We start from the raw sequence: 20,553 nt of genomic DNA, 5'->3' as shown, positions 1-20,553 counted from the left end.
ATTCATACTTTCGGCTGGAATCGCCTGCCTGAATGTAACGATACATTTCAGGGAAAGCCTGTGACTTTACCGGAGGTCTCAATGAAATCTGCACACCTGGTTTGCCTGCTCGTTTGCCTGATTTTCGCTGCGTTTGTTCACGCGCTGGAGAAGAGCGCTCCGGAGAAAGAGGCCCAGATGAAACAGCAGGTCCTGAAAGATGTGAAGAAAACCTGTACCCCGCAGAAAAAGCAGAGCGATAAGGCCTGGCAGGCGATGATTTTGTCGTCTGAGGCCAATCAGCTGCTGATCAAAAATGCCATCACCGCCGTGAAGCGTGACAACCTGGACGCCTACTGGGATGCAGTAAGTCAGGTGGATTGTATGGAAGATTACTGAGGGTTGAGCGCCGGGTGGCGGCTGCGCCTTACCCGGCCTACATCACATGTTTAACGCTTCCGCACATCCGGAATAATCAAATCCCCACGCAGAACGTAGGACCCGAGCATCTGCGTTTTCGCCGTCAGCCAGCTCACGATGCGCGCCGCCATGGCGTCCATGGAATATTCAATCGCCGGGATCACCGGAATACCCGGCAGATGCAGCGAACCGCCGAGGCTGAAGACCATGATGTCTTCCGGTACCGATTTATTAAACGCCTGTAACTGCGGGATCACCCGCTGGGCTTCCTGCTCGTCTGCCACCAGCAGCGCGTTGAAGTTCAGCGTGGACGCGTTGTTGAGTAATTCCTGAAGCGCAACGGACGATGAAGTCGCGTCCATAAACACGAGGTTGCGATTAAAGGGCAGGAAGTTTTTCTCCAGCGCATGTTTGTAACCCAGCAGCACCTGATCGGCAAAGCCGCTGCCGTGCGGGTGGATCAGTGCTATCTGGCGACGCCCCTGGCTGGTGAGATAGTTGCAGGCCGTTTCAGCCGCGAACGCGTGATCGAACTGAATGCTGTTGGCGTTATCGGCTTCCATACAGTCGACCAGAATGACGTTGTCCATGTCCACGTCCAGCGGGAAACGCGCGCCAATCACCAGAATGTCATCACATAAGCCGCAGGAGAGTTCTTCAAGGGCGTTCATCACTTCTGTTTTCGTGTGTGCGAAACGCAGCAGCAGATGTTTTTGATGCTGGCTGAGGTGTTTTTCCAGCGCGTACAGGTAACCGGTGGTCTGGTTAATGTTCTCCTGCGCGCAAATCACCCCAATGCAGCCCGTCGACTGGCTGAGCAGCGACTGGGCGATCACGTTGGGACGATAGTTCAGCTCATCCACCGCTCTCAGAACAGCCTGTCGGCTGGCTTCTTTAACGCCACGCGACCCGCTCAACACCCGTGATACCGTGGCTTTGGACACCCCGGCCAGACGCGATACATCGTTGATTGTAGACATCTTTCTCCCCTGTCAGACGCAACTGGCGTCTGTAATTTCCATCACCGCTACGGCTCACATTATAGCCAGAACGGAGTATATCCGTTTCCGTTTTCCATGGAAACCGATTTTCCGTTTCCACTCAATTTGATGTCAAAACAGCCAAATTATGTGACCCACATCCGGTTAATTAGCGTCATAAGTAGTGGATATTGATGGTTGTCACACTTCTGTCTTTTATGAATGGAAACCGGTTTCCGTATCATGTCCAATCATCATCGCAATAACTTTTTACATTTTGAGGATGGTCGTCGATGTTCAAGATTATGCTGTGCTGCTCTGCCGGGATGTCCACCAGCCTGCTGGTCAGCAAAATGATCGATGTTGCAAAAGAACGGGGCTTGCCCGTGAAGATAGATGCGTATGGCGTATCCGAATTTGATACGCAGTTTCCGCACTATCAGGTGGTGCTTCTCGGACCGCAAGTGAAATACATGTTAAAGACGCTCTCAGACAAGGCAGCGACGCAAGGCATACCGGTGCAGCCCATCGACATGATGGATTACGGCATGCAGCGTGGCGATAAAGTACTGGACTATGCTCTGTCGCTCATCGAAGCGGCACACTAAAAGGTGTTCACATGAGTTCGTTATATCAATCCATGGTCGCGGTGATTGAACAGTCAATTACGCCGCTGGCCGCGAAGCTCGGTCAGCAAAAGTATGTGATTGCCATCCGCGACGGCTTTACCGCCGCGCTGCCGTTTATGATCATCGGCTCGTTTATGCTGGTGTTTATCTTCCCGCCGTTTTCGGCGGATACCACCAACAGCTTCGCCCGCGGCTGGCTGGATTTCTCCGAGACCTACCGCGAACAGCTGATGCTGCCCTTTAACCTCAGCATGGGCGTCATGACCTTCTTCATCTCGGTGGGGATTGGGGCGAGCCTGGGACGTCAGTTTAACCTCGATCCGGTGATGTCCGGTCTGCTGGCCTTTATGGCCTTCCTGCTGGTCGCCGCGCCGTATGCCGACGGCAAAATTTCGACGCAGTATCTGTCGGGTCAGGGCATCTTCACTGCGCTTATCACCGCGATCTACTCCACCCGTGTGTACGCGTGGCTGAAGCAGAACAACGTCACCATCCGCCTGCCGAAAGAGGTGCCGACCGGCGTGGCGCGTTCGTTTGAGATCCTGATCCCGGTGATGGTGGTGATTGGTACCCTGCATCCGCTGAACCTGTTCATTGAAGCGCAGACCGGGATGATCATCCCGCAGGCGATTATGCACCTGCTGGAGCCGCTGGTGTCCGCGTCTGACTCGCTGCCCGCGATTCTGCTCTCCGTTCTGCTGTGCCAGATCTTCTGGTTTGCCGGTATCCACGGGTCGCTGATTGTCACCGGCATCATGAACCCGTTCTGGATGGCGAACCTCTCTGCAAACCAGGCGGCGCTGGCGGCGGGCGCGGCGCTGCCGCACGTTTATCTGCAAGGTTTCTGGGATCACTACCTGCTGATTGGCGGCGTAGGCTCGACCCTGCCGCTGGCGTTCCTGCTGCTGCGCAGCCGCGCCACTCACCTGCGCACCATCGGCAAAATGGGCGTTGTGCCAAGCTTCTTTAACATCAACGAACCGATTCTGTTCGGCGCGCCGATCATCATGAACCCGATGCTGTTTATCCCGTTCGTGTTTGTTCCGCTGGTCAATGCCTGCCTGGCGTACGGCGCAACCAAACTCGGCTGGCTGGCCCAGGTGGTTTCGTTAACCCCGTGGACCACGCCCGCGCCGATTGGCGCCTCGTGGGCGGCGAACTGGGCGCTGAGCCCGGTGGTGATGTGCCTGGTCTGCATGGTGATGTCGGCGCTGATGTACCTGCCGTTCCTGCGCGCCTATGAGCGTACGCTCATCAAAAATGAAGAGCAGAAAGCCCAGGCAACCGTCGGCTCCGCTGAAACAGTTAGCAATTAAGTCAAAGAGGAAGGGTCATGAAATACGCATTTCCCGATAACTTCTGGTGGGGCAGCGCAAGCTCCGCTCTCCAGACGGAAGGGACACGAGAGGGTGAAACCACGTGGGACTACTGGTTTGCCCGCGAGCCGAACCGTTTTCACAACGGCGTGGGACCGCAGCACACCTCCACGTTTTATCAGCACTGGAAAACGGACATTCAGCTGTTGAAGCAGCTGAACCACAACAGCTTTCGCACCTCGATTAGCTGGGCGCGCCTGATCCCCGACGGTATCGGTGAAGTGAACCCGGACGCGGTCGATTTTTATAATCAGGTCATTGATGAGCTGAATGAACAGGGCATCACGCCGTTTATCACCCTGTTCCATTTCGACATGCCGATGGCGATGCAGGAGATAGGCGGCTGGGAAAACCGTGACGTAGTGGACGCCTACGCCCGCTATGCGCAGATCTGCTTCGAGCTGTTTGGCGACCGCGTGCTGCACTGGTTTACCTTCAACGAGCCGATCGTGCCGGTGGAAGGCGGTTATCTGTACGATTTCCATTACCCGAACGTGGTGGATTTTCGTCGGGCGGCGACCGTGGCGTATCACACGGTGCTGGCCCATGCGAAGGCCGTTCAGGCTTACCGCGCCGGGCATTACGCGGGGGAGATCGGCATCGTGCTGAACCTGACGCCGTCATACCCGCGTTCGCAGAACCCGGCGGACGTGAAGGCGGCGCATATCGCGGATCTGATGTTTAACCGCAGCTTCCTCGACCCGGTGCTGCGCGGGGAGTATCCGGCCGACCTGGTGGCATTGCTGAAATCTTACGTTCAGCTACCCGCCTGCAAGCCGGAAGACGGTTTCCTGATTGCGGAAGGGAAAATCGACCTGCTCGGCGTTAACTACTATCAACCGCGCCGCGTGAAGTGTCGCGACAGCGCGGTGAACCCGCAGGCGCCGTTTATGCCGGAGTGGTTCTTTGATAGCTACGAGATGCCGGGCCGCAAGATGAATCCGTACCGCGGCTGGGAAATTTACGAGCCGGGTATTTACGATATTCTGGTTAACCTGCGCGACAATTACGGCAACCCCCGCTGTTTTATTTCTGAAAACGGGATGGGTGTCGAAAACGAGCAGCGCTTTATTGAAAACGGTCAGATAAACGATCGGTACCGCATCGAATTTATTTCTGAGCATTTAGCGTGGCTGCATAAAGGTATTAGCGAAGGCTGCAATTGCCTTGGCTACCATATGTGGACGTTTATTGATAACTGGTCGTGGTGCAATGCCTATAAAAACCGCTACGGTTTTATTCAGCTCGATTTGGAGACGCAGCAGCGCACCATTAAAAAAAGCGGAGAGTGGTTTGCCGCTACCGCCTTAAATAATTGCTTTGATAAAGAGTAAAAATGATGATCGCATTAGAAGAAGCCGTAATGGAAATTATCGTCAACGCCGGTCAGTCCCGCAGCCTGTGCTTCGAAGCGCTGCATGCGGCGCGCCAGGGCAACCTTGACGAAGCCAAAAGCCTGCTGCGTGAAGCCGATGGCTACGCGCGCCAGGCACACAAGATGCAGACCAAACTGATCGAGCAGGACGCGGGCGAAGCCCGCCAGCCGATGACCTTAATTATGGTGCACGCGCAGGATCATTTAATGAATTCGCTATTAGCGCGTGAATTATCTGAAGAGATTATTCATTTATATCAGAGATAGTCTATGGCGAAATAAATTAATGTAATACCTCTGTACCTAAAACTAGAAATCCACTTGTTCTGATGATAGCGACATATTCTGTCAGATCGGAGCGGGATGGTTATTGTCTGAATAAAATTAAACTATATTGAGATAACCATGAATACGATTAAAAAACTTCCATTAACCATGGCGGTTATCGCCGCGCTTTGTCCAATTTCCGTGCTCGCGCAAGAATTTACGCAGGAGCAAATTGACGCCATTGTGGCGAAAGCGGTGGATAAAGCCCTGGCCGAGCGTCAGGCGAAAATGGATGCGGCGGTCGCGAAAAAAGCGGACGTCATCACCGAGCCGCAGAGCGCAGCGCAATCCCCGGACATGGCGATTCCGTTTGGCATCAAATTTACCGGCTACGCCCGCTACGGCGCGCACTTCCAGGCCGCTGACCAGAAGTATGTGGCGGTGGACGGCTCCTACAACGGCGCGTCCGCGATTGGTCGTCTGGGTAACGAAGGCAACGGCGGGGAATTCCAGCTCTCCAAGGCCTTCAAGGGTGATAACGGCGCCATCTGGGACATCAACGTGATGATCGACCACTGGGGCGACGAAGTTAACCTCAAAAAAGCTTACGCCGGGGTGACCAACATTATGGCCTCCAACCCGAACGCCTACTTCTGGGCCGGTCGTGACTTCCACCAGCGTCCGCAGCAGGGCATCAACGATTACTTCTGGATGAACCACGATGGCCAGGGCGCCGGGGTGAAGAACTTCGACATCGGCGGCATGCAGTTCGACGTGGCTGCCGTGGCGGCGGTGGAATCCTGTAGCCCGGAAGTGATGGAAGATGAAGCCAACCCGTCGCGCATCACCTGTACCGGCGGCTCCGGCACGGGTGACAAGGGCAACTACGCTGCCACCTCAAAAATCCACGGCATGAAGCTCGGCCCGATCGACCTGGAGCTGTACGCCAACTACGGTTTTGACTCCAAAGCCGTTGAGAGCGACGAGCGTCTGAACGCCTGGCAGGGCGGCGTGGTGCTGAGCCACACCAACGATAGCGGCGTGAACAAGGTGATCGCCCGCTACTCCGATAATTCGGACAACAGCGTGTTCAACAAAACCGAAGATCTGACCACGGTCTACGCCAGCTTCGAAGGGCTGTATAAATTCACCCAGGCCACGCAGGTGGAGTACATCCTCGCCTTCCACGACTATGACAACAGCCGTGATGACACCGACAACCGTAAGAACTACAACGCCATCGTGCGCCCGATGCACTGGTGGAACGACGTTCACTCCACCTGGCTGGAAGCGGGCTGGCAGCACGTAGATTACGACAACGGCGGCGACAACAAGGGCTGGAAGCTGACCCTGTCGCAGAACATGTCTATCGCCATGGGGCCGGAGTTCCGTCCGATGCTGCGCTTCTACGTGACCGGCGGCAAAGTGGACAACGAACGCACCGCGCGCGTGAACAACACCAAAGATGAGACGCTGGACGACTTCAACGTCGGCGCGATGTGGGAGGCGTGGTTCTAAGGTCAACAACATGCCGGGTGGCGCTACGCTTACCCGGCCTACGGTTTTCCCCCTCTCCCCGTGGGAGAGGGCCGGGGTGAGGGCATCAGGCCGCACACAACCATGCTATGCTGTTGGCCAATTAACGACAACATAACAGGGGAGAACATGGGTTCCACACGCAAAGGGATGCTCAACGTCCTGATCGCCGCCGTTTTATGGGGCAGTTCCGGGGTTTGCGCGCAGTACATCATGGAGAAAAGCCACATTTCTTCACCTTACCTGACCATGGTTCGCCTGCTGTTTACCGGCGTGATCCTGCTGACGCTCTCCTTCGTTCACGGCGACAAGATTTTCTCGGTCATCAAAAACCGCAAGGACGCCCTCAGCCTGCTGTTTTTCTCACTGGTTGGCGCGCTCACCGTGCAGCTCACCTTCCTGCTGACGATTGAAAAATCCAACGCCGCTACGGCCACCGTGCTTCAGTTCCTGTCGCCAACCATCATCGTGGCGTGGTTCGCCCTGGCGCGGAAGAAGCGTCCCGGCATGTTTGTCCTGTCGGCGATTTTGACATCGCTTGTGGGTACCTTCCTGCTGGTGACCCACGGCGACCCGACGTCGCTCTCCATCTCGCCTGCCGCACTGTTCTTCGGTATCGCCTCGGCGTTTGCTGCGGCGTTTTACACCACCTATCCATCAACGCTTATCGCCCGCTACGGCACGCTGCCGATTGTCGGCTGGAGTATGTTGATTGCGGGACTAATGCTGACGCCGTTCTACGCCGGACGCGGCACCACCTTCGCCATTGACGGCGGCCTGCTGCTGGCGTTTTTCTACCTGGTGGTGATTGGCACCGCGCTGACGTTCAGCCTGTATCTGAAGGGCGCGCAGATGATCGGCGGGCCGAAGGCAAGCATTTTGAGCTGCGCCGAACCCCTGAGCAGCGCGCTGCTGTCGGTGGTTTTGCTGGGGGTGGCATTCACCCTGCCGGACTGGCTGGGAACGCTGCTGATTGTGTCGTCGGTGGTGTTGATTTCGATGGATTCACGCAGAAGGGTTAAGGCATCGGCGTAAGCGAATGTCCCCTCACCCCGGCCCTCTCCCCAAAGGGGCGAGGGTGAAAAGACAGCACCGAGCAGTCCCCTCTCCCCGGCCCTCTCCCCAAAGGGGCGAGAGTGAAAAGACAGCACCGAGCAGTCCCCTCTCCCCAAAGGGGCGAGAGTGAAAAGACAGCACCGAGCAGTCCCCTCTCCCCTGCGGGGAGAGGGTTAGGGTGAGGGGAGAATTGACTACTTCGCCTTCACCTTCCCCGCCACCAGCAGCGCGGTCAGCAGCATCAGCATACCGGAGATCACCAGCGGTGACGTCAGCCCCAGATGGTCGAGCGCTACGCCGCCCACCGCCGCGCCGCAGGTGTTCGCCAGCTGGATCACCGCCACCTGAATCGACCCGGCTTTTTCCGCCTGATCGGCAAGCGAGCGGGTGATCCACGTCGACCAGCCCACCGGCACCAGTGCAAAGGCAAAGCCCCAGACAATCGCAATCGCCGATGCGACCCACTTGTCGCTGCCCCACAGCACCAGCACCGCGGCACTGATCGCCAGCACCAGCGGCGCACCCGCCAGCGCCACCTTCAGGGAGCGTTTCAGGAACTGAGACGACAGTGAGGTGCCGACGAAGCTGGCGATACCGAAGCTCAGCAGCACCAGCGTCAGGCCATCCACGTCAAAGCCCGCCATGGTCATATACACCGGGCGAATATAGGTAAAGAAGGCAAACTGCCCGGCAAAGGCCATGAAGATGGCGGTCATCCCCGCCAGCACGCCCGGACGCTTGAGCAGCGCGAACATGTTCTGTTTGTGGTGCGCCGCTTCACCCGGCAGAGACGGTAGCGCTTTCCACACCCAGATAATGCACAGCACGCCCATCACTGCCGCCGCGTTAAAGACGTTACGCCAGCCGATAATCCCACCAAGGAAGCTGCCCAGCGGCGCGGCAATCACCAGCGCAATAGAGACCGCGCCGAAGATAACGGACAGCGCTTTTGGCACGGTGCGCGCGGGCACCAGGCGCATGGTCAGCGAGGCCGACATCGCCCAGAAGCCGCCTAACCCCAGCCCCAGGCAGGCGCGACCCAGCAGCAGCAGGGTGAAGCTTTCAGCGAAAGAGACCAGCAGGCAGGAGAGCGTCAGCAGCACGCTGAACAGAATGACCACTTTACGACGGTCAATGGTGCCAATCGCCTGGGTGATAAACAGGCTGGCGAACATCGCCACAAAGGCGGTGACGGTAACGGACTGCCCCGCCACGCCTTCGGAAATGCCCAGATCCTGCGCCATCGGCGTCAGCAGGCTGACCGGCAGAAACTCAACGGTGATCAGGCAGGCGACGCAGAACGCCACGGAGAAAACCGCCGACCAGTTGGGGCGAGACACCTCTTTGGCCTGCGGCGGAGTCGTGGGCTGGATATGTTCTGTCATGGCATCACCTGAGATTAAAACGTGCGGAAAAGTCGCGCAGTTTATCATCAAAAGTGTGACGGATTTAACGATTTGACAACTTTTGTGGTTTTAGAGGGGATCAGTGCAGATAAAACACACCTTCTTCCGGCAGAAATAGCTGGTTATAGCGCAGCTGGAAGGCGTTCAGCTCCTGCGGATCGGGCTCCATTTCGCGCATAAAGCCAAGTGCCAGTCGAATTTGCGCATCGGTAATGGGTGCGGCAAGGCGGGCTTTACGCAGCATACGGTGCCAGGTATGCAGATTCTCTTCACTGCCGTCGACAATGCAGACCTGCCAGATGAGCAGCACCTGCGCCGCATTTTGCAGATGTGCCTCGTCGGGGCGCTCAAGGTAGCGGATAAACTCATTGCCCGGCGTTTTACCGAACTGATCGATCATCGACTCGACCGGCATCGGGGTGATGCCCAGCCGCTCGCTTAAACGTTTGATGGCGCGGCGGGAGTCTGAGGTCAGGACACGAAATCCAACCACAAATACCACGGCAAGCGTTGCCAGCATTATCCAGACCATGCGTTCTCCTTAGACTAGCCGCCCATCATAGCGGGAAACGCAGCGCGTCAACAGCGGGAACGGCCAGAATAGTGAACCGAAAAAAGCTGGATAATTGCGATGAAAGCAATCCCGCGCAGGCGTGGCTGCGCGGGCTGTTGCTGGAGACCCGTCAGCGCGCCTGAAGCCCTTTCAGCAGCGCGTCGTGGAAACGTTCAGGATCCTGCATCTGCGGCGCGTGGCCCATGTCGTTAAACTCGACCAGCGTCGCGTGCGGAATGCGGTTCGCCGTCTCTTTGCCCAGCACCGCGTAATTGCCGAGCGTCTTGCGGATCTCCGGTGGGGCGAGATCTTTCCCGATGGCGGTATTGTCCTTCGTACCGATCATCAATAATACCGGCATCTTCAGCTCGCTAAATTCATAGACAACCGGCTGGGTATAAATCATGTCATAGAGCAGCGCCGAGTTCCACGCCACGCGCGCTTTACCCGGCCCGTTGTTCAGCCCGGCGAGCATGGTGACCCAGCGCTCGTACTCCGGCTTCCACTCCCCGGCGTAGTAGGTATTTTTCTCGTACTGACGAATACCGTCGGCGCTGACTTTCAGCTCGCGCTGGTACCACTGGTCGACCGTAATATGCGGCACGCCGCGCGCTTTCCAGTCTTCCAGGCCAATCGGGTTCACCATCACCAGCTGCTCCACCTGCTGCGGCCACATCAACGCATAGCGGGTTGCCAGCATGCCGCCGGTCGAATGTCCTATAACCGTCACGCGCTCGACGCCCAGCGTTTTCAGCAGCGCGTGGGTGTTATCCGCCAGCTGCTGGAAGGTGTACTGGTAATGCTCCGGCTTGGTGGATTTACAAAAACCAATCTGGTCAGGGGCGATCACGCGATACCCACCGGCCGACAGCGCGCGGATAGTGCCGTCCCAGGTGCCAGCACAGAAGTTTTTGCCGTGCATCAGCACCACGGTGCGGCCGTTGGGTTTTTCCGGTTTCACGTCCAGGTAAGCCATATCCAGAGGCTGGTTCTGCGAGGTAAAGGTAAAGTGTTTTACCGGCCAGCCGTAGTCAAAACCTTCCAGCTTCTCACCGTAGGTGGGGGCATCTGCGGCCATTGCGGGGGACGCCAGCGCTATCAGCAGCGCCAGGCAGGACAATCGTCGGGTTAACATGCAAGCTCTCCGTTAGCAAAAGGGCTAAGGCTGCACGAAAGGCGGCAGCAAAAACACTGTAGAGCATAGAGAGGAGCGAGTGTGTAAAGCGGAGTAAAGGTAGGCCGTGCAAAATAAAAAAGCCCGGCATCACACACCGGGCAAAGAAGTTACCTGCACACTCAGGCTACTTTTAATTTCTGCGCACGATTCTCACGGCGGATCTTACGCTCTTCCAGCACCGCAACCATCGCCATCAGGACGATACAGCCAATCGCGGCGGCATCCAGCGCGGCGAAGGTGCCCGCCCAGCCGGTAAGGCCGAAAATCGGCGTGCCGTCGGCGATCATCCCCAGGCCCAGCTTGGCGAAGCTGTCGCCGATCAGGTAGGCGAAGGTGCCCTTAATCCCATCGGCGGCGCCGATCGCTTTTTTCGGGACGAAGCCCACTGCCGCCACACCGATCAGTAATTGCGGACCAAACACCAGGAAGCCGAGCGCGAACAGGGACGCCAGGTAAATGTACTGGTTGCTGGCGTGCTGGTAGACGCCAAGGGTGGCGATAATCAGCGCCAGCGCGACGCAGGCCACCAGCGCGCGGCGGCCATTGGCGAGGTCGGAGAGCCATCCCCACAGCAGCGTGCCGACCAGCGCGCCCACTTCAAACAGGGTGAAGCCCTGAATCGCCACTTCTTTAGAAAGCTTCAGCTCCTGGAAGGCATACACGGTGGACCACTGGTCGATACCAATGCGCACCACGTACAGGAAGATGTTCGAGAAACAGAGCAGCCATATCACTTTGTTTTTCAGCACGTACTCAACAAAGATCTGCCATTTGGACATCTCGTTTTCTTCGGTCTCTTTGTCCTCTTCGCTGATCTCTTCCCCGAACAGCTCTTCGGCTTTGCCGAGGCCGTACGATTCCGGAGAATCGCTGCCGTAGCGCAGGCCGATAAAGCCAACAATCAGGGCAATAATCGACGGGAAGATAAACATGCCGATGACGTGACCGTCGAACAGGTAGTTCGCGCCGAACAGCGCCACGCCTGCCGCACCCGCTCCGCCGAGGTTGTGGGAGATGTTCCACATGCCGAGGTACGACCCCCGCTTGCGGCGCGGCGTCCATTTGGTGATGGTGGAGTAGCTGCACGACCCTCCGGTGCTCTGGAAGAAACCGCTCAGGGCGTAAAAGGCGATCATCAGGAACAGGCTGACGGAGCCCGCGCCCATGCTGGCGCTGAAGCCGAGCATACAGATGGCAGAGAGGATCAGCATAAACGGCAGGAACTGCTTGGTGTTTTTGCCGTCCGCATAGTAGGAAACAACGGTTTTCCCCACGCCATAGGTGATGGAGAAGCCCAGGCCAATCATCCCCAACTGCGTCATGCTCAGCCCGTAGGTGGAGATCATGTCGTTCTGCGCGATGTTAAAGTTTTTGCGGATCAGGTACATAGTCAGGTAGCCGATGAAGACCACCAGATAGGACTGCATGAACGGTTTGAACCACATTTTGCGCCGCACGTCGAGCGGCAGATCCAGGGTCGGCTTGCGCACCTGATTTAAGAAGGCCAGCATGACTGAGTTACTCCTGAGCTGATTTTTGCAGCATTGTAAAAACCAGCCAGGAGAGATGCCTGAGACAGCGTCCAGGTGAAACCGGGAAAATTTCTTAGTTTTGCGCGACTCGGCAGCAAAAGGTGAGGCGCGTCACGCTTCGCGCGGTGCCTGCGCGTGCAAAAACGGCAGCAACAGCAGGGCGGAGATGCCCGCCGCGATAGCGATCACCGCGAAGAACCCGCTCCAGTGCCAGATGTCGATCACCCGCGCCAGCGGCCAGCCGGAAAGCGATGCGCCGAGGTAGGCAAACAGCCCGACAAAGCCCGTCGCCGCGCCTGCCGCCTCTTTGTGGGAGCACTCTGCCGCCGCCATGCCGATCAGCATCTGCGGGCCAAAGACGAAAAAACCGATGGTGAAGAAGCACGCCGCCTGCATCACGTAGCTGGCGAACGGCATCAGCCACAGCGAGCCGACGGAGAGCAAAATTCCGGCGGCGAAAATCAGGTTCATCGGCCCGCGGTTGCCGTTGAAGAGCTTGTCCGAGCCCCAGCCCGCCACCAGCGCGCCGATAAACCCGCCCAGTTCAAACATGGTCACCGCCGAGTTGGCGGTCACCAGATCCACACCGAGCGTCTCGGACATGTACAGGTTGCCCCAGTCGTTGATGGCCGCGCGCACCACGTAGACCAGCACGTAGCAGAGCGACAGCAGCCAGATGTAGGGGTTTTTCAGTACGTATTTGGTGAGGATCTGCTGGCGGGACAGCCCGGCCCCCTCCTGCTGCTGGGCGATCTCCATCTCGTCGTGCCGCCAGTCGCCCACCGGTGGAAGGCCGACGGTTTGCGGCCTGTCGCGCAGGCGCCAGCAGAGGAACAGCCCGGCGACAATCGCGAGGCCACCGGCAATCATCATCCCCGCACGCCAGCCGTAGTGCAGCGCGGCAGCCCCCACCACCATCGGGATCAGCGCCCCGCCGACGTTATGCGCGGTATTCCATATCGCCCACCAGCCGCCGCGCTCATTGCGCGAATACCAGGCGGTCAGCAGACGGGCGCAGACCGGCGCGCCCCAGCCCTGGAAAAAGGCGTTCAGCGCCCACAGCAGGGCGAAGGCCCACAGCGACGTCGAGAAGCCAAACAGGATGTTCACCACGCCGGTGGCGATCAGCCCAACGCCCATGAAATAGCGCGCATTGGAGCGGTCGCTGACGATGCCGGAGAAGAACTTCGACAGACCGTAGGTGATGTAAAACAGCGTCGCCAGCAGGCCGATGTCGGTGCGCGCCATCACGCCGCTGGCGAGGATCTCCGGCGCGGCGGCGTTGAAGCTTTTGCGGGTGAAGTAGAACAGCGCGTAGCCGAGCCAGATAGTGACCAGGATATGACGTCGCCAGTAGCGGTAGCGGGCGTCGATTTCCGCTTTGTTGCCTAGCGGGGCGGCGCTGGCCGGGGTTTTAAACATGGTGCGTCCTTAACGGCAAACTGACGCTGACGCGCGTCCCGTGGGTGCAGGAGATTGTCAGCGTGCCGCCGAGCGCCTTCACGCGCTCGCGCATGCCCGCCAGGCCAAAGCCCTGTTGGCCGGATCCCGGCGGCAGGCCGCAGCCGTCGTCTTCAATCACCAGCATCAGGCGCTCGTCCTGCTGCCAGCCCTGGATCGTGACCGCGCTGGCACTGGCGTGTTTGACGATGTTGTTCAGCCCCTCCTGACAGACGCGGAACAGCGTCACGCGCTGACCTTCGCTCAGGATAGCTTCATTGATGCGCCAGTCGAGATGGCTGACTATCCCGCGGCTTTCCAGCTCCATCTCGCGCATCAGGGAACGCACCGCCTGCTCCAGGGACAGATCGTCAAGCTGGCGCGGGCGCAGCCGCCCTAACAGGCGGCGAACGGAGTCATAGACACCCAGCGAAAGCTGTTCGATATGCGCCCCGCCCTGCTTCACACCCGCGTTTTCTGCCGCCAGACGCTGGACAATGCCCGCCTGGGTGCGGATGGCGGTGATGGTCTGGCCGATGTCATCGTGCAGCTCGCGGGCAACCTCCTGGCGCACGCTCTCTTCCGTCTCCAGCAGACGCTCCGCCAGACGGCGATTGCGCGCCAGCTCGGCTTGCAGAGACTGGTTCAGCTCGCGCAGGCGCTGGATGCCCGCCCCCAGCAGCAGCCCGGTCAGGCTCTGGGCCAGCAGCGAGAGCAGCAGATCTACCGGATGATCGTGCCAGGTCTGGCTGGCGATCAGCGCGATGGCATTCATTAGGGTCGCGATCAGCGCCCCCTGCCAGCCGTAGTGCCAGGCGAGGGCGATGATCGGCAGCGCCAGACAAAACGGCGTGAAGCGTGATAATTCAGCGGGCAGACCAAGCTGCAACCACAGGCTCACCACAAACAGCAGCAGATACCAGATCAGGTGCCGGGCGCGCCAGTTCACCGGCTGGGAGACCAGCGCCGGGCCGAGCGGCTGCCAGACGGTGCTGGTAAGGTAATGCCAGAAAACCAGGCAGGTCGGTGCCAGCGTCAGGCCGCCGGTGAGGGTCAGCAGCAGGGCGTTGAGCACCTCCTTTTCGCCCACCCACGGCAGGGACTGCAACAGCGCGGCGGCAATCAGCGCCGCCCCCTGACGCAGCAGCGTGCGCCAGTCGCGCTGGTGACGGTAGCGGGAAATCAGGGCGACCGGGATAAGCGTGAGCAGGCTTCCGGTCATCAATAAAGGCAGATGCGCCAGCGCCACTTCCTGCGCCAGCCAGATCAGCATCAGCCACTCTGCGCCCAGCAAAACGGGCCAGTATCCGCGCGGGCACTGAAGCATCAGTCCCAGACGCAGGCCAAAGGGGAACAGCAGCACCGCCAGCTCCGGGCGTTCCACCAGATGCAGGCTGATGCTCCACAGGCAGAACCATGCGGCGGAGAAGATAAAAAAGCTGGCGACGACGGCGATCAGCCGTGAAAAAACGGGACTCATTGCCAGCTGTCAAACATACGGCGCGCCAGCTCGACATCGTTACTGACGTTGAGTTTTTCCATCAGGTTGGCGCGATGAACGTGCACGGTTTTCGGGGACAGATCCAGCTCCGCGGCAATCTCTTTCACCGACATGCCCTGGGCAAGTTTCTCTGCCACCTGACGCTCGCGTCTGGTGAGCGGATCCTGCCGTCCCGCCGCCAGCTTGATGGCGATATCCGGCGTCAGGTAGCAGCCGCCGGTGGAGACGGTGCGCACGGCGGCAATCAGCTCGTCGGGGCTACAGCGTTTAGAGAGGAAGCCGCGCGCGCCCGCGTTGAGCGCCTGCTCGACCAGCGCCGGGCTGTCGTGGACCGAGAGCATAATGGTCGCCATCCCTTTCGGCAGCTGGCTTAACAGCTCCAGCCCGGAGAGATCCGGCATTGAGATGTCGCAGATACAGACCTGCACCCCGCGTCCCGGCAGGCCCGCCAGCGCCTCGCGACCGGAGCCAAACTCGGCCACGACCTGAAAATCCGGTTCGAGGTTTAAAAGCTGGGCAAAGCCGGAGCGGACGATAAGGTGGTCGTCGATAAGGGCGATGGTGGTCATGGTTTGATCCTGATGCGTGAACACGCCGGATGTCGGCGTAAACGCCTTATCCGGCCTACGTGTAACGTCCTTGCAGGCTGGATAAGCGCAGCGCCATCCGGCAAAAGCCTTTTACCTTAAGTGATTTACTCGAAAAACACCGCAATTTTGTTAAACATGGTGGGATCGGACTGGTTGCGTGCCACTTTGGTGACATCTTCCAGCTTGTCGATCTGCGCCATCATCTGCTCCAGACGCTGGTCGTCGTTCACCAGTAGCCAGATGCGGCTGTGCTCGCTGCCCTGAATCGGCAGGCACAGAATGCCTTCCACGTTAAACGCCCGTCGGGCAAACAGCCCGCAGACGTGGGTCATGACGCCAGGGTGGTTGCGGACGGTGAGTTCCAGAATGACGTTATCATGTTGTTTCTGCATGGCTTATTCCCCCACCATCTCAGTATTGGCCGCACCCGGCGGCACCATCGGATACACTTTTTGTTGCGCGTCGATACGCACGTGGATCAGCGCCGGGCCAGGGCGAGAAATCGCATCCTGCAACGCCGCGTGGGCATCTTCTTCGGCGTTCAGATCGCAGGTGTGCAGGCCAAAACCAGCGGCAATCTGCAGGAAGTTGATCATCCCCGGATAGGTCGCCGCAAACACGCCCTGCTTATAGAACAGGCTCTGCTGCTGGTGTACCAGGCCCAGCGCCTCGTTGTTCATCAGAATGATTTTGACGTCTAACTGATTTTCGGCTGCGGTGGCCATCTCCTGAATGTTCATCATCAGGCTGCCGTCACCGGAGAAGCAGATCACCTTACGGTCCGGGTTGGCGAGCGCCGCGCCAACCGCTGCTGGCAGGCCGAAGCCCATGGTGCCAAGGCCGCCGGAGGTCAGCCACTGGCGCGGGCGGTTAAGCGGATACGCCTGTGCGGTCCACATCTGATGCTGGCCGACGTCGGTGGTGATAATCGCGCTGTCATCCACGCAGGCGGCAACGGCGTTGATAAGACCATAGTGGCTCAGCGGGTCGCCCTCGGTTGGGATAGCGCCCGGGAACTCGCGTTGCAGATCGGCTACCAGCTGGCGCCAGTCGGCGCGGTCGTTTGCCTCCGTCTGTGGGATCAGCTGTGCCAGCACCTCGGCCACGTCGCCCTGAATCGCCACGTGCGGCTGCTTGATTTTACCCAGCTCGGCGCGGTCGATATCCACGTGAATGATTTTGGCGTTCGGGCAGAACTCCTCGGTTTTGCCGATCGCCCGGTCATCAAAACGCGCCCCCATAACAATCAGCAAATCCGCCTCTTGCAGGATGTAGTTGGTGCTGCGCGCGCCGTGCATGCCCAGCATCCCTAAAGACAATGGGTGCGCTTTTGGCAGCATGCCGAGCGCCATCAGGGTCATGGTGGTAGGCAGGCTGGCTTTTTCAGCGAACTGACGAATTTCATCCGCGGCGTTGATCGCCCCGCCGCCCAGATAGAGCACCGGGCGTTTGGCCGCGTTAATCATGGCGGCGGCATCGCGCACGCTCTCAACGCTGAATTCCGGCGCCGGGGCACGCTTGCCCGGCTCGGGCAGGACGTCGATCTCAATTTCTGCGGTCTGGACATCCTTAGGAATGTCTATCCACACCGGACCCGGGCGGCCAGACTGGGCAATGCGAAACGCATCGCTGATCACCTGAGGCAGCTCGCTGATATCGCGAACTAAATAGTTATGTTTGGTGATGGGGATAGAGATACCGTAGGTATCCACTTCCTGGAACGCATCGGTACCGATCATCGAGGACGGCACCTGGCCGGTAATGCAGATCAGCGGAATGGAGTCGAGGCGCGCATCGGCGATGGCGGTCACCAGGTTAGTGGCGCCCGGCCCGCTACAGGCCATACACACCGCCGGTTTGCCCTGGGTACGCGCCATGCCCTGAGCGATAAAGCCTGCGCCCTGCTCGTGACGCGCCAGCACGTGGCGGATCTGTGTGCTTTGGCTTAACGCATCGTACAGCGGCAGCACGGTCCCACCCGGGATGCCCGCAACGGTGGTGATGCCCTGTCGTTCCAGTAAATGAACAATCAGCTGCGCGCCTGTAAAACGCGTTTTTGTGGATGTTGTGCCCGAACTTGCCATGCTCCAGTCCTTTTCTTCTGGGCCGACTTTCCGGGGAGGCTCTTAAACGAAAAACCCCGCCCGGTTTGCGCCGGCGGGGTTTTGGATTCGTGTGTTGATCCAGTCCCTACGGCGCATTGCCGACGACCACCACCACACGCACGACGACCACTGCGGCAGGTTGCGCAGTTTTTAGTAGGGTCGACGTGAAGATGGATGAAGTCATTGGGGACCTGTGTTTGGAATCATTGATAGAATTTATACAAACACAGGTTTTCGGATGTGACAATGGAAATATTTTCAACTGCGCAAAAATGCGTCAGGGATCACGTTTCGTTTGTTGGGCGATGACACTCAATAAAGGGTTTTTACTCACTCAATAAATAGCGCAGGTGATACCCCAAATCTGGCCGCCAGCTTTTTAATATGGTTCAGAGTAAGCTGTCTCTGACCATTCAGAACCCGTGAAACCATCGATTTACTACCAATTTCATCCTTAAAATCCGATATCGTCAGATTGTATTGATCCATCAAGGTTCTCAAAACTGCAATTCCGACGGGAACGGACTCCATCTCCTTGCGTAATGCGACTATCTCTGGCCGATTAGCTTCGTAATGGCTAATTCTGGCGCAAACAATATCCAGCAAGGGGCTATTGGGCTCGTTCATAAGGAGATACTCAACCAGCTCAAGCGCATCCTTATAATCTTTCTCGCTCGGCTGTTCACCCAGTAAAGGAACGGCCGCAACAAGGGCGTTCGTAGCTTTCATTGCATCAGCGACGATCATCATTTCTTCCCCTTAGTGCGATGTTTCTCCGTAAAACGGTCATATACCTTATGAGTAAAAACATGGCGCACATAAAACTTTTGGCTTTCAAAGAATATGAGAGCCACTACTCTGAGATTGTTATTTGCAATATCAATAACATAATGCTTATCAAGATACTTGAAGTTATCCAGCGTTGGGAAAAGTTTCCTCAGTGCAGCGGGCGTCGGGCAGTGGCTCTTTTCAATAACTCGTCCTAAAAAGAGAAGCTCTTCTCTGTGTTGCGGGAACTGGCTTACCGCATCCAAAATTGCCTTCATTGAGATTAAATGCATCCTGCTTGTCTGCCGCGTCCGTTGCCATTATGGCAACGATAACACCTATTGCCAATAAGTCAACGGAGGATACTATTTTCACTTCGTCAGAAAACAAAAAACCCCGCCTAAGCGAGGTTTTTATCAGGGTTTTGCGGTTGGTTGCCGCAGAACACACTGTGTTACGTCAACGCGAAAAGTATACGCGATCGAAGACGAACGCGCAATTCCGGCACGGATTTTGACGTTTTGGAGTATGGATCGCCTTCCAAAATTTGTCCATAAAATACTGTTCATACATACAGTATTTATCTATACTGAGGGTGTTCGCAGTGAGCGAGGGGGCCGCAGTTTACCGGCGCAACGAAGTCCTGGCTGAAACGGGTGGTGCCGTCAGTGCCTTAACCCCTGAAGTGAGCACACTGTGTTACGTCAATCCAGGTGCTGGCCACAGGCGGCGGAAAGGTACGCCAGCATCGTGCTCCTTTTAACCAAAAGGAGGCGCGTATGAGCGTCGTGGATATGGTCATACTTGTCCTCAAACTCATTGTTGCTGTATTGCAACTGCTTGATGCTGTCCTGAAATACGTTAAGTGATTCAGGTTCAAGTCGCACCTGAGAGGGGCGGGCAACCGCCCCTCTTTAATAACGAGGGAATGCTATGTCGCGTCTGTTAATTGAGCCTGTTACGCCTGATGAACCGGGCTATATCGCCCTGAAGGCCGAGAGTATCGCGTTAAATTTCAATATGCTGCGCAGGCTGGAAGAGAACTGGCAGCGCGGTGAGAATCGCTTTAACGCGCCGGGTGAAAAGCTGCTGGGGGCGTTTCTTAACGGCAGGCTGGTGGGCGTGTGCGGTCTAAATCGCGATCCATTCAGCCAGCAGCCGCGCGCCGGACGTATTCGTCATCTCTACGTCAGCGAAAAGTGCCGTGGGCTGGGGATTGGAAAACAACTTTTGACCGTGGTGATGGCGGATGCCAGCATCTGGTTTGATTTTCTTAATACCCATGCGCCGGAAACCGCGTACGGATTTTATCATCGGGCGGGCTTCAGGCTTGTGTCAGACGAGCCCCGGGTGACGCACCGCCTTTTTTGCGCAGTGTAAGCGGCTGACAGCCTCGACGGGGGAATGTTACAGTTGGATGACATTTCACCAACCGATCCGCCATGTCCATCACCGTTTTCTGCATTTTACTGTTCGCCGCACTGCTGCATGCCAGCTGGAACGCCATCGTTAAAGCCGGAACGGACAAGCTCTACTCGGCGATCGGGGTCAGCGGTTCAGCCGCGCTTATTGCGCTGATTTTACTCCCCTTCTCGCCCCAGCCGACTGCCGCAAGCTGGCCATATTTGTTCGTCTCCTGTGCGTTACACTGCTCGGCGGCGTCGGGACGATGGGATCTTACGGTCTGGCACTCTGGGCGATGACTCAGGCGCCGCTGGCGGTGGTCGCCGCACTACGTGAAACCTCTATTCTCTTCGGCGCATTCATCGCATTTGTGCTTTTAAAAGAGAAGGTTGGGGGCCTGCGCATCGCGGCGGCGCTGGGTATTGCAGCCGGTGCGGTCCTGCTGCGCCTGGCGTAATT

At 57.8% G+C, this 20,553-nt stretch carries 22 protein-coding genes and 1 pseudogene; 10 read left to right on the top strand and 13 right to left on the bottom strand.

All coding sequences use genetic code 11. From position 1 onward, the window contains the following. The first annotated feature begins 81 nt into the window (after positions 1–81). A complete protein-coding gene (locus ACQG1K_RS00240) occupies positions 82–378 on the top strand; it encodes a YicS family protein (protein ID WP_108368038.1) in 297 nt (98 codons plus the stop codon). 50 nt (positions 379–428) lie between these two features. Here ACQG1K_RS00240 and ACQG1K_RS00235 read toward each other — a convergent pair whose 3' ends face one another. Further along, positions 429–1,379, bottom strand: coding sequence for a LacI family DNA-binding transcriptional regulator (locus ACQG1K_RS00235; protein WP_022646566.1), 951 nt, complete (start codon positions 1,377–1,379; stop codon positions 429–431). A 293-nt stretch (positions 1,380–1,672) separates the two neighbouring features. Between ACQG1K_RS00235 and ACQG1K_RS00230 the strand changes: the two genes are divergently transcribed. The 6 genes from ACQG1K_RS00230 (at position 1,673) to ACQG1K_RS00205 (ending at position 7,597) form a co-directional block, all read left to right on the top strand. Further along, entirely contained in the window at positions 1,673–1,987 is a 315-nt protein-coding gene (locus tag ACQG1K_RS00230) for a PTS sugar transporter subunit IIB (protein ID WP_003861034.1), read from the top strand. A gap of 11 nt (positions 1,988–1,998) precedes the next feature. Further along, positions 1,999–3,324 (top strand): PTS sugar transporter subunit IIC, encoded by a 1,326-nt coding sequence (locus ACQG1K_RS00225; protein ID WP_063841687.1) that lies wholly within the window; start codon positions 1,999–2,001, stop codon positions 3,322–3,324. A gap of 17 nt (positions 3,325–3,341) precedes the next feature. Then, positions 3,342–4,718 carry a glycoside hydrolase family 1 protein gene (locus tag ACQG1K_RS00220; RefSeq protein WP_367075522.1) on the top strand — a complete coding sequence of 459 codons (1,377 nt, stop codon included), beginning with the start codon at positions 3,342–3,344 and terminating at the stop codon, positions 4,716–4,718. 5 nt (positions 4,719–4,723) lie between these two features. Beyond that, entirely contained in the window at positions 4,724–5,026 is a 303-nt protein-coding gene (locus tag ACQG1K_RS00215) for a PTS lactose/cellobiose transporter subunit IIA (protein WP_014168006.1), read from the top strand. Between the two features lie 138 nt (positions 5,027–5,164). Continuing rightward, entirely contained in the window at positions 5,165–6,544 is a 1,380-nt protein-coding gene (locus ACQG1K_RS00210) for a carbohydrate porin (RefSeq protein ID WP_126314396.1), read from the top strand. 147 nt (positions 6,545–6,691) lie between these two features. Continuing rightward, positions 6,692–7,597: an EamA family transporter gene (locus ACQG1K_RS00205; RefSeq protein ID WP_023298973.1), complete on the top strand. Its 906-nt coding sequence runs from the start codon at positions 6,692–6,694 to the stop codon at positions 7,595–7,597. Positions 7,598–7,812: 215 nt separating this feature from the next. Here the strand turns inward: ACQG1K_RS00205 and nepI are convergent, their stop codons facing one another. The 12 genes from nepI to ACQG1K_RS00145 all read right to left on the bottom strand — a co-directional run bounded on the left by nepI (position 7,813) and on the right by ACQG1K_RS00145 (position 18,983). Further along, positions 7,813–9,003 (bottom strand): purine ribonucleoside efflux pump NepI, encoded by a 1,191-nt coding sequence (gene nepI, locus ACQG1K_RS00200; protein ID WP_426720976.1) that lies wholly within the window; start codon positions 9,001–9,003, stop codon positions 7,813–7,815. Between the two features lie 100 nt (positions 9,004–9,103). Continuing rightward, positions 9,104–9,556 carry a DUF1198 domain-containing protein gene (locus ACQG1K_RS00195; RefSeq protein ID WP_014830062.1) on the bottom strand — a complete coding sequence of 151 codons (453 nt, stop codon included), beginning with the start codon at positions 9,554–9,556 and terminating at the stop codon, positions 9,104–9,106. Positions 9,557–9,707: 151 nt separating this feature from the next. Continuing rightward, positions 9,708–10,712, bottom strand: a complete 1,005-nt coding sequence (locus ACQG1K_RS00190) for an alpha/beta fold hydrolase (RefSeq protein WP_367076631.1) — start codon at positions 10,710–10,712, stop codon at positions 9,708–9,710. Between the two features lie 161 nt (positions 10,713–10,873). Then, positions 10,874–12,265, bottom strand: a complete 1,392-nt coding sequence (gene uhpT / locus ACQG1K_RS00185; RefSeq protein ID WP_023298970.1) for a hexose-6-phosphate:phosphate antiporter — start codon at positions 12,263–12,265, stop codon at positions 10,874–10,876. Between the two features lie 132 nt (positions 12,266–12,397). Further along, positions 12,398–13,708, bottom strand: a complete 1,311-nt coding sequence (locus tag ACQG1K_RS00180) for an MFS transporter (RefSeq protein ID WP_032626671.1) — start codon at positions 13,706–13,708, stop codon at positions 12,398–12,400. Further along, a complete protein-coding gene (gene uhpB, locus ACQG1K_RS00175) occupies positions 13,701–15,206 on the bottom strand; it encodes a signal transduction histidine-protein kinase/phosphatase UhpB (RefSeq protein ID WP_038414991.1) in 1,506 nt (501 codons plus the stop codon). Before uhpB ends, ACQG1K_RS00180 begins: the two co-directional genes overlap by 8 nt. Continuing rightward, entirely contained in the window at positions 15,203–15,796 is a 594-nt protein-coding gene (gene uhpA / locus ACQG1K_RS00170) for a transcriptional regulator UhpA (RefSeq protein WP_022646555.1), read from the bottom strand. Before uhpA ends, uhpB begins: the two co-directional genes overlap by 4 nt. Positions 15,797–15,921: 125 nt before the next feature. After that, positions 15,922–16,209, bottom strand: coding sequence for an acetolactate synthase small subunit (ilvN, locus tag ACQG1K_RS00165; RefSeq protein WP_010426528.1), 288 nt, complete (start codon positions 16,207–16,209; stop codon positions 15,922–15,924). Between the two features lie 3 nt (positions 16,210–16,212). Continuing rightward, on the bottom strand, positions 16,213–17,901 hold the full coding sequence (gene ilvB / locus ACQG1K_RS00160; RefSeq protein WP_367076625.1) for an acetolactate synthase large subunit: 1,689 nt from the start codon (positions 17,899–17,901) through the stop codon (positions 16,213–16,215). A gap of 106 nt (positions 17,902–18,007) precedes the next feature. Continuing rightward, the gene (gene ivbL, locus ACQG1K_RS00155) at positions 18,008–18,106 is read right to left on the bottom strand and encodes an ilvB operon leader peptide IvbL (protein ID WP_057979964.1); all 99 of its coding nucleotides are present in this window, start codon (positions 18,104–18,106) and stop codon (positions 18,008–18,010) included. A 146-nt stretch (positions 18,107–18,252) separates the two neighbouring features. Continuing rightward, entirely contained in the window at positions 18,253–18,672 is a 420-nt protein-coding gene (locus ACQG1K_RS00150) for a helix-turn-helix domain-containing protein (RefSeq protein ID WP_426720978.1), read from the bottom strand. Further along, entirely contained in the window at positions 18,669–18,983 is a 315-nt protein-coding gene (locus ACQG1K_RS00145; RefSeq protein WP_367076623.1) for a type II toxin-antitoxin system HigB family toxin, read from the bottom strand. The genes ACQG1K_RS00150 and ACQG1K_RS00145 overlap by 4 nt, the downstream gene beginning before the upstream one ends. Before the next feature lie 486 nt (positions 18,984–19,469). Between ACQG1K_RS00145 and tisB the strand changes: the two genes are divergently transcribed. From tisB to ACQG1K_RS00130, 3 genes and pseudogenes are all read left to right on the top strand, one after another. Further along, on the top strand, positions 19,470–19,559 hold the full coding sequence (gene tisB / locus ACQG1K_RS00140; RefSeq protein ID WP_022646551.1) for a type I toxin-antitoxin system toxin TisB: 90 nt from the start codon (positions 19,470–19,472) through the stop codon (positions 19,557–19,559). 64 nt (positions 19,560–19,623) lie between these two features. Beyond that, positions 19,624–20,070, top strand: a complete 447-nt coding sequence (locus tag ACQG1K_RS00135; RefSeq protein WP_023298965.1) for a GNAT family N-acetyltransferase — start codon at positions 19,624–19,626, stop codon at positions 20,068–20,070. 62 nt (positions 20,071–20,132) lie between these two features. Next, positions 20,133–20,551, top strand: a pseudogene (locus tag ACQG1K_RS00130) (EamA family transporter). The last annotated feature ends 2 nt before the right edge of the window (positions 20,552–20,553 follow it).

The organism is Enterobacter cloacae complex sp. 402C9, from assembly GCF_050030745.1.
Taxonomy (GTDB): Bacteria; Pseudomonadota; Gammaproteobacteria; order Enterobacterales; family Enterobacteriaceae; genus Enterobacter; species Enterobacter intestinihominis.
This window is presented reverse-complemented; position numbering and strand designations above follow the sequence as displayed.

What these genes read in the sequence shown, in the direction of transcription:
- ACQG1K_RS00240 (WP_108368038.1), top strand. Translation starts at nt 82, where the DNA reads ATGAAATCTGCACACCTGGTTTGCCTGCTCGTTTGCCTGATTTTCGCT.
- ACQG1K_RS00235 (WP_022646566.1), bottom strand. Translation starts at nt 1,379, where the DNA reads ATGTCTACAATCAACGATGTATCGCGTCTGGCCGGGGTGTCCAAAGCC.
- ACQG1K_RS00230 (WP_003861034.1), top strand. Translation starts at nt 1,673, where the DNA reads ATGTTCAAGATTATGCTGTGCTGCTCTGCCGGGATGTCCACCAGCCTG.
- ACQG1K_RS00225 (WP_063841687.1), top strand. Translation starts at nt 1,999, where the DNA reads ATGAGTTCGTTATATCAATCCATGGTCGCGGTGATTGAACAGTCAATT.
- ACQG1K_RS00220 (WP_367075522.1), top strand. Translation starts at nt 3,342, where the DNA reads ATGAAATACGCATTTCCCGATAACTTCTGGTGGGGCAGCGCAAGCTCC.
- ACQG1K_RS00215 (WP_014168006.1), top strand. Translation starts at nt 4,724, where the DNA reads ATGATCGCATTAGAAGAAGCCGTAATGGAAATTATCGTCAACGCCGGT.
- ACQG1K_RS00210 (WP_126314396.1), top strand. Translation starts at nt 5,165, where the DNA reads ATGAATACGATTAAAAAACTTCCATTAACCATGGCGGTTATCGCCGCG.
- ACQG1K_RS00205 (WP_023298973.1), top strand. Translation starts at nt 6,692, where the DNA reads ATGGGTTCCACACGCAAAGGGATGCTCAACGTCCTGATCGCCGCCGTT.
- nepI (WP_426720976.1), bottom strand. Translation starts at nt 9,003, where the DNA reads ATGACAGAACATATCCAGCCCACGACTCCGCCGCAGGCCAAAGAGGTG.
- ACQG1K_RS00195 (WP_014830062.1), bottom strand. Translation starts at nt 9,556, where the DNA reads ATGGTCTGGATAATGCTGGCAACGCTTGCCGTGGTATTTGTGGTTGGA.
- ACQG1K_RS00190 (WP_367076631.1), bottom strand. Translation starts at nt 10,712, where the DNA reads ATGTTAACCCGACGATTGTCCTGCCTGGCGCTGCTGATAGCGCTGGCG.
- uhpT (WP_023298970.1), bottom strand. Translation starts at nt 12,265, where the DNA reads ATGCTGGCCTTCTTAAATCAGGTGCGCAAGCCGACCCTGGATCTGCCG.
- ACQG1K_RS00180 (WP_032626671.1), bottom strand. Translation starts at nt 13,708, where the DNA reads ATGTTTAAAACCCCGGCCAGCGCCGCCCCGCTAGGCAACAAAGCGGAA.
- uhpB (WP_038414991.1), bottom strand. Translation starts at nt 15,206, where the DNA reads ATGAGTCCCGTTTTTTCACGGCTGATCGCCGTCGTCGCCAGCTTTTTT.
- uhpA (WP_022646555.1), bottom strand. Translation starts at nt 15,796, where the DNA reads ATGACCACCATCGCCCTTATCGACGACCACCTTATCGTCCGCTCCGGC.
- ilvN (WP_010426528.1), bottom strand. Translation starts at nt 16,209, where the DNA reads ATGCAGAAACAACATGATAACGTCATTCTGGAACTCACCGTCCGCAAC.
- ilvB (WP_367076625.1), bottom strand. Translation starts at nt 17,901, where the DNA reads ATGGCAAGTTCGGGCACAACATCCACAAAAACGCGTTTTACAGGCGCG.
- ivbL (WP_057979964.1), bottom strand. Translation starts at nt 18,106, where the DNA reads ATGACTTCATCCATCTTCACGTCGACCCTACTAAAAACTGCGCAACCT.
- ACQG1K_RS00150 (WP_426720978.1), bottom strand. Translation starts at nt 18,672, where the DNA reads ATGATGATCGTCGCTGATGCAATGAAAGCTACGAACGCCCTTGTTGCG.
- ACQG1K_RS00145 (WP_367076623.1), bottom strand. Translation starts at nt 18,983, where the DNA reads ATGCATTTAATCTCAATGAAGGCAATTTTGGATGCGGTAAGCCAGTTC.
- tisB (WP_022646551.1), top strand. Translation starts at nt 19,470, where the DNA reads ATGAGCGTCGTGGATATGGTCATACTTGTCCTCAAACTCATTGTTGCT.
- ACQG1K_RS00135 (WP_023298965.1), top strand. Translation starts at nt 19,624, where the DNA reads ATGTCGCGTCTGTTAATTGAGCCTGTTACGCCTGATGAACCGGGCTAT.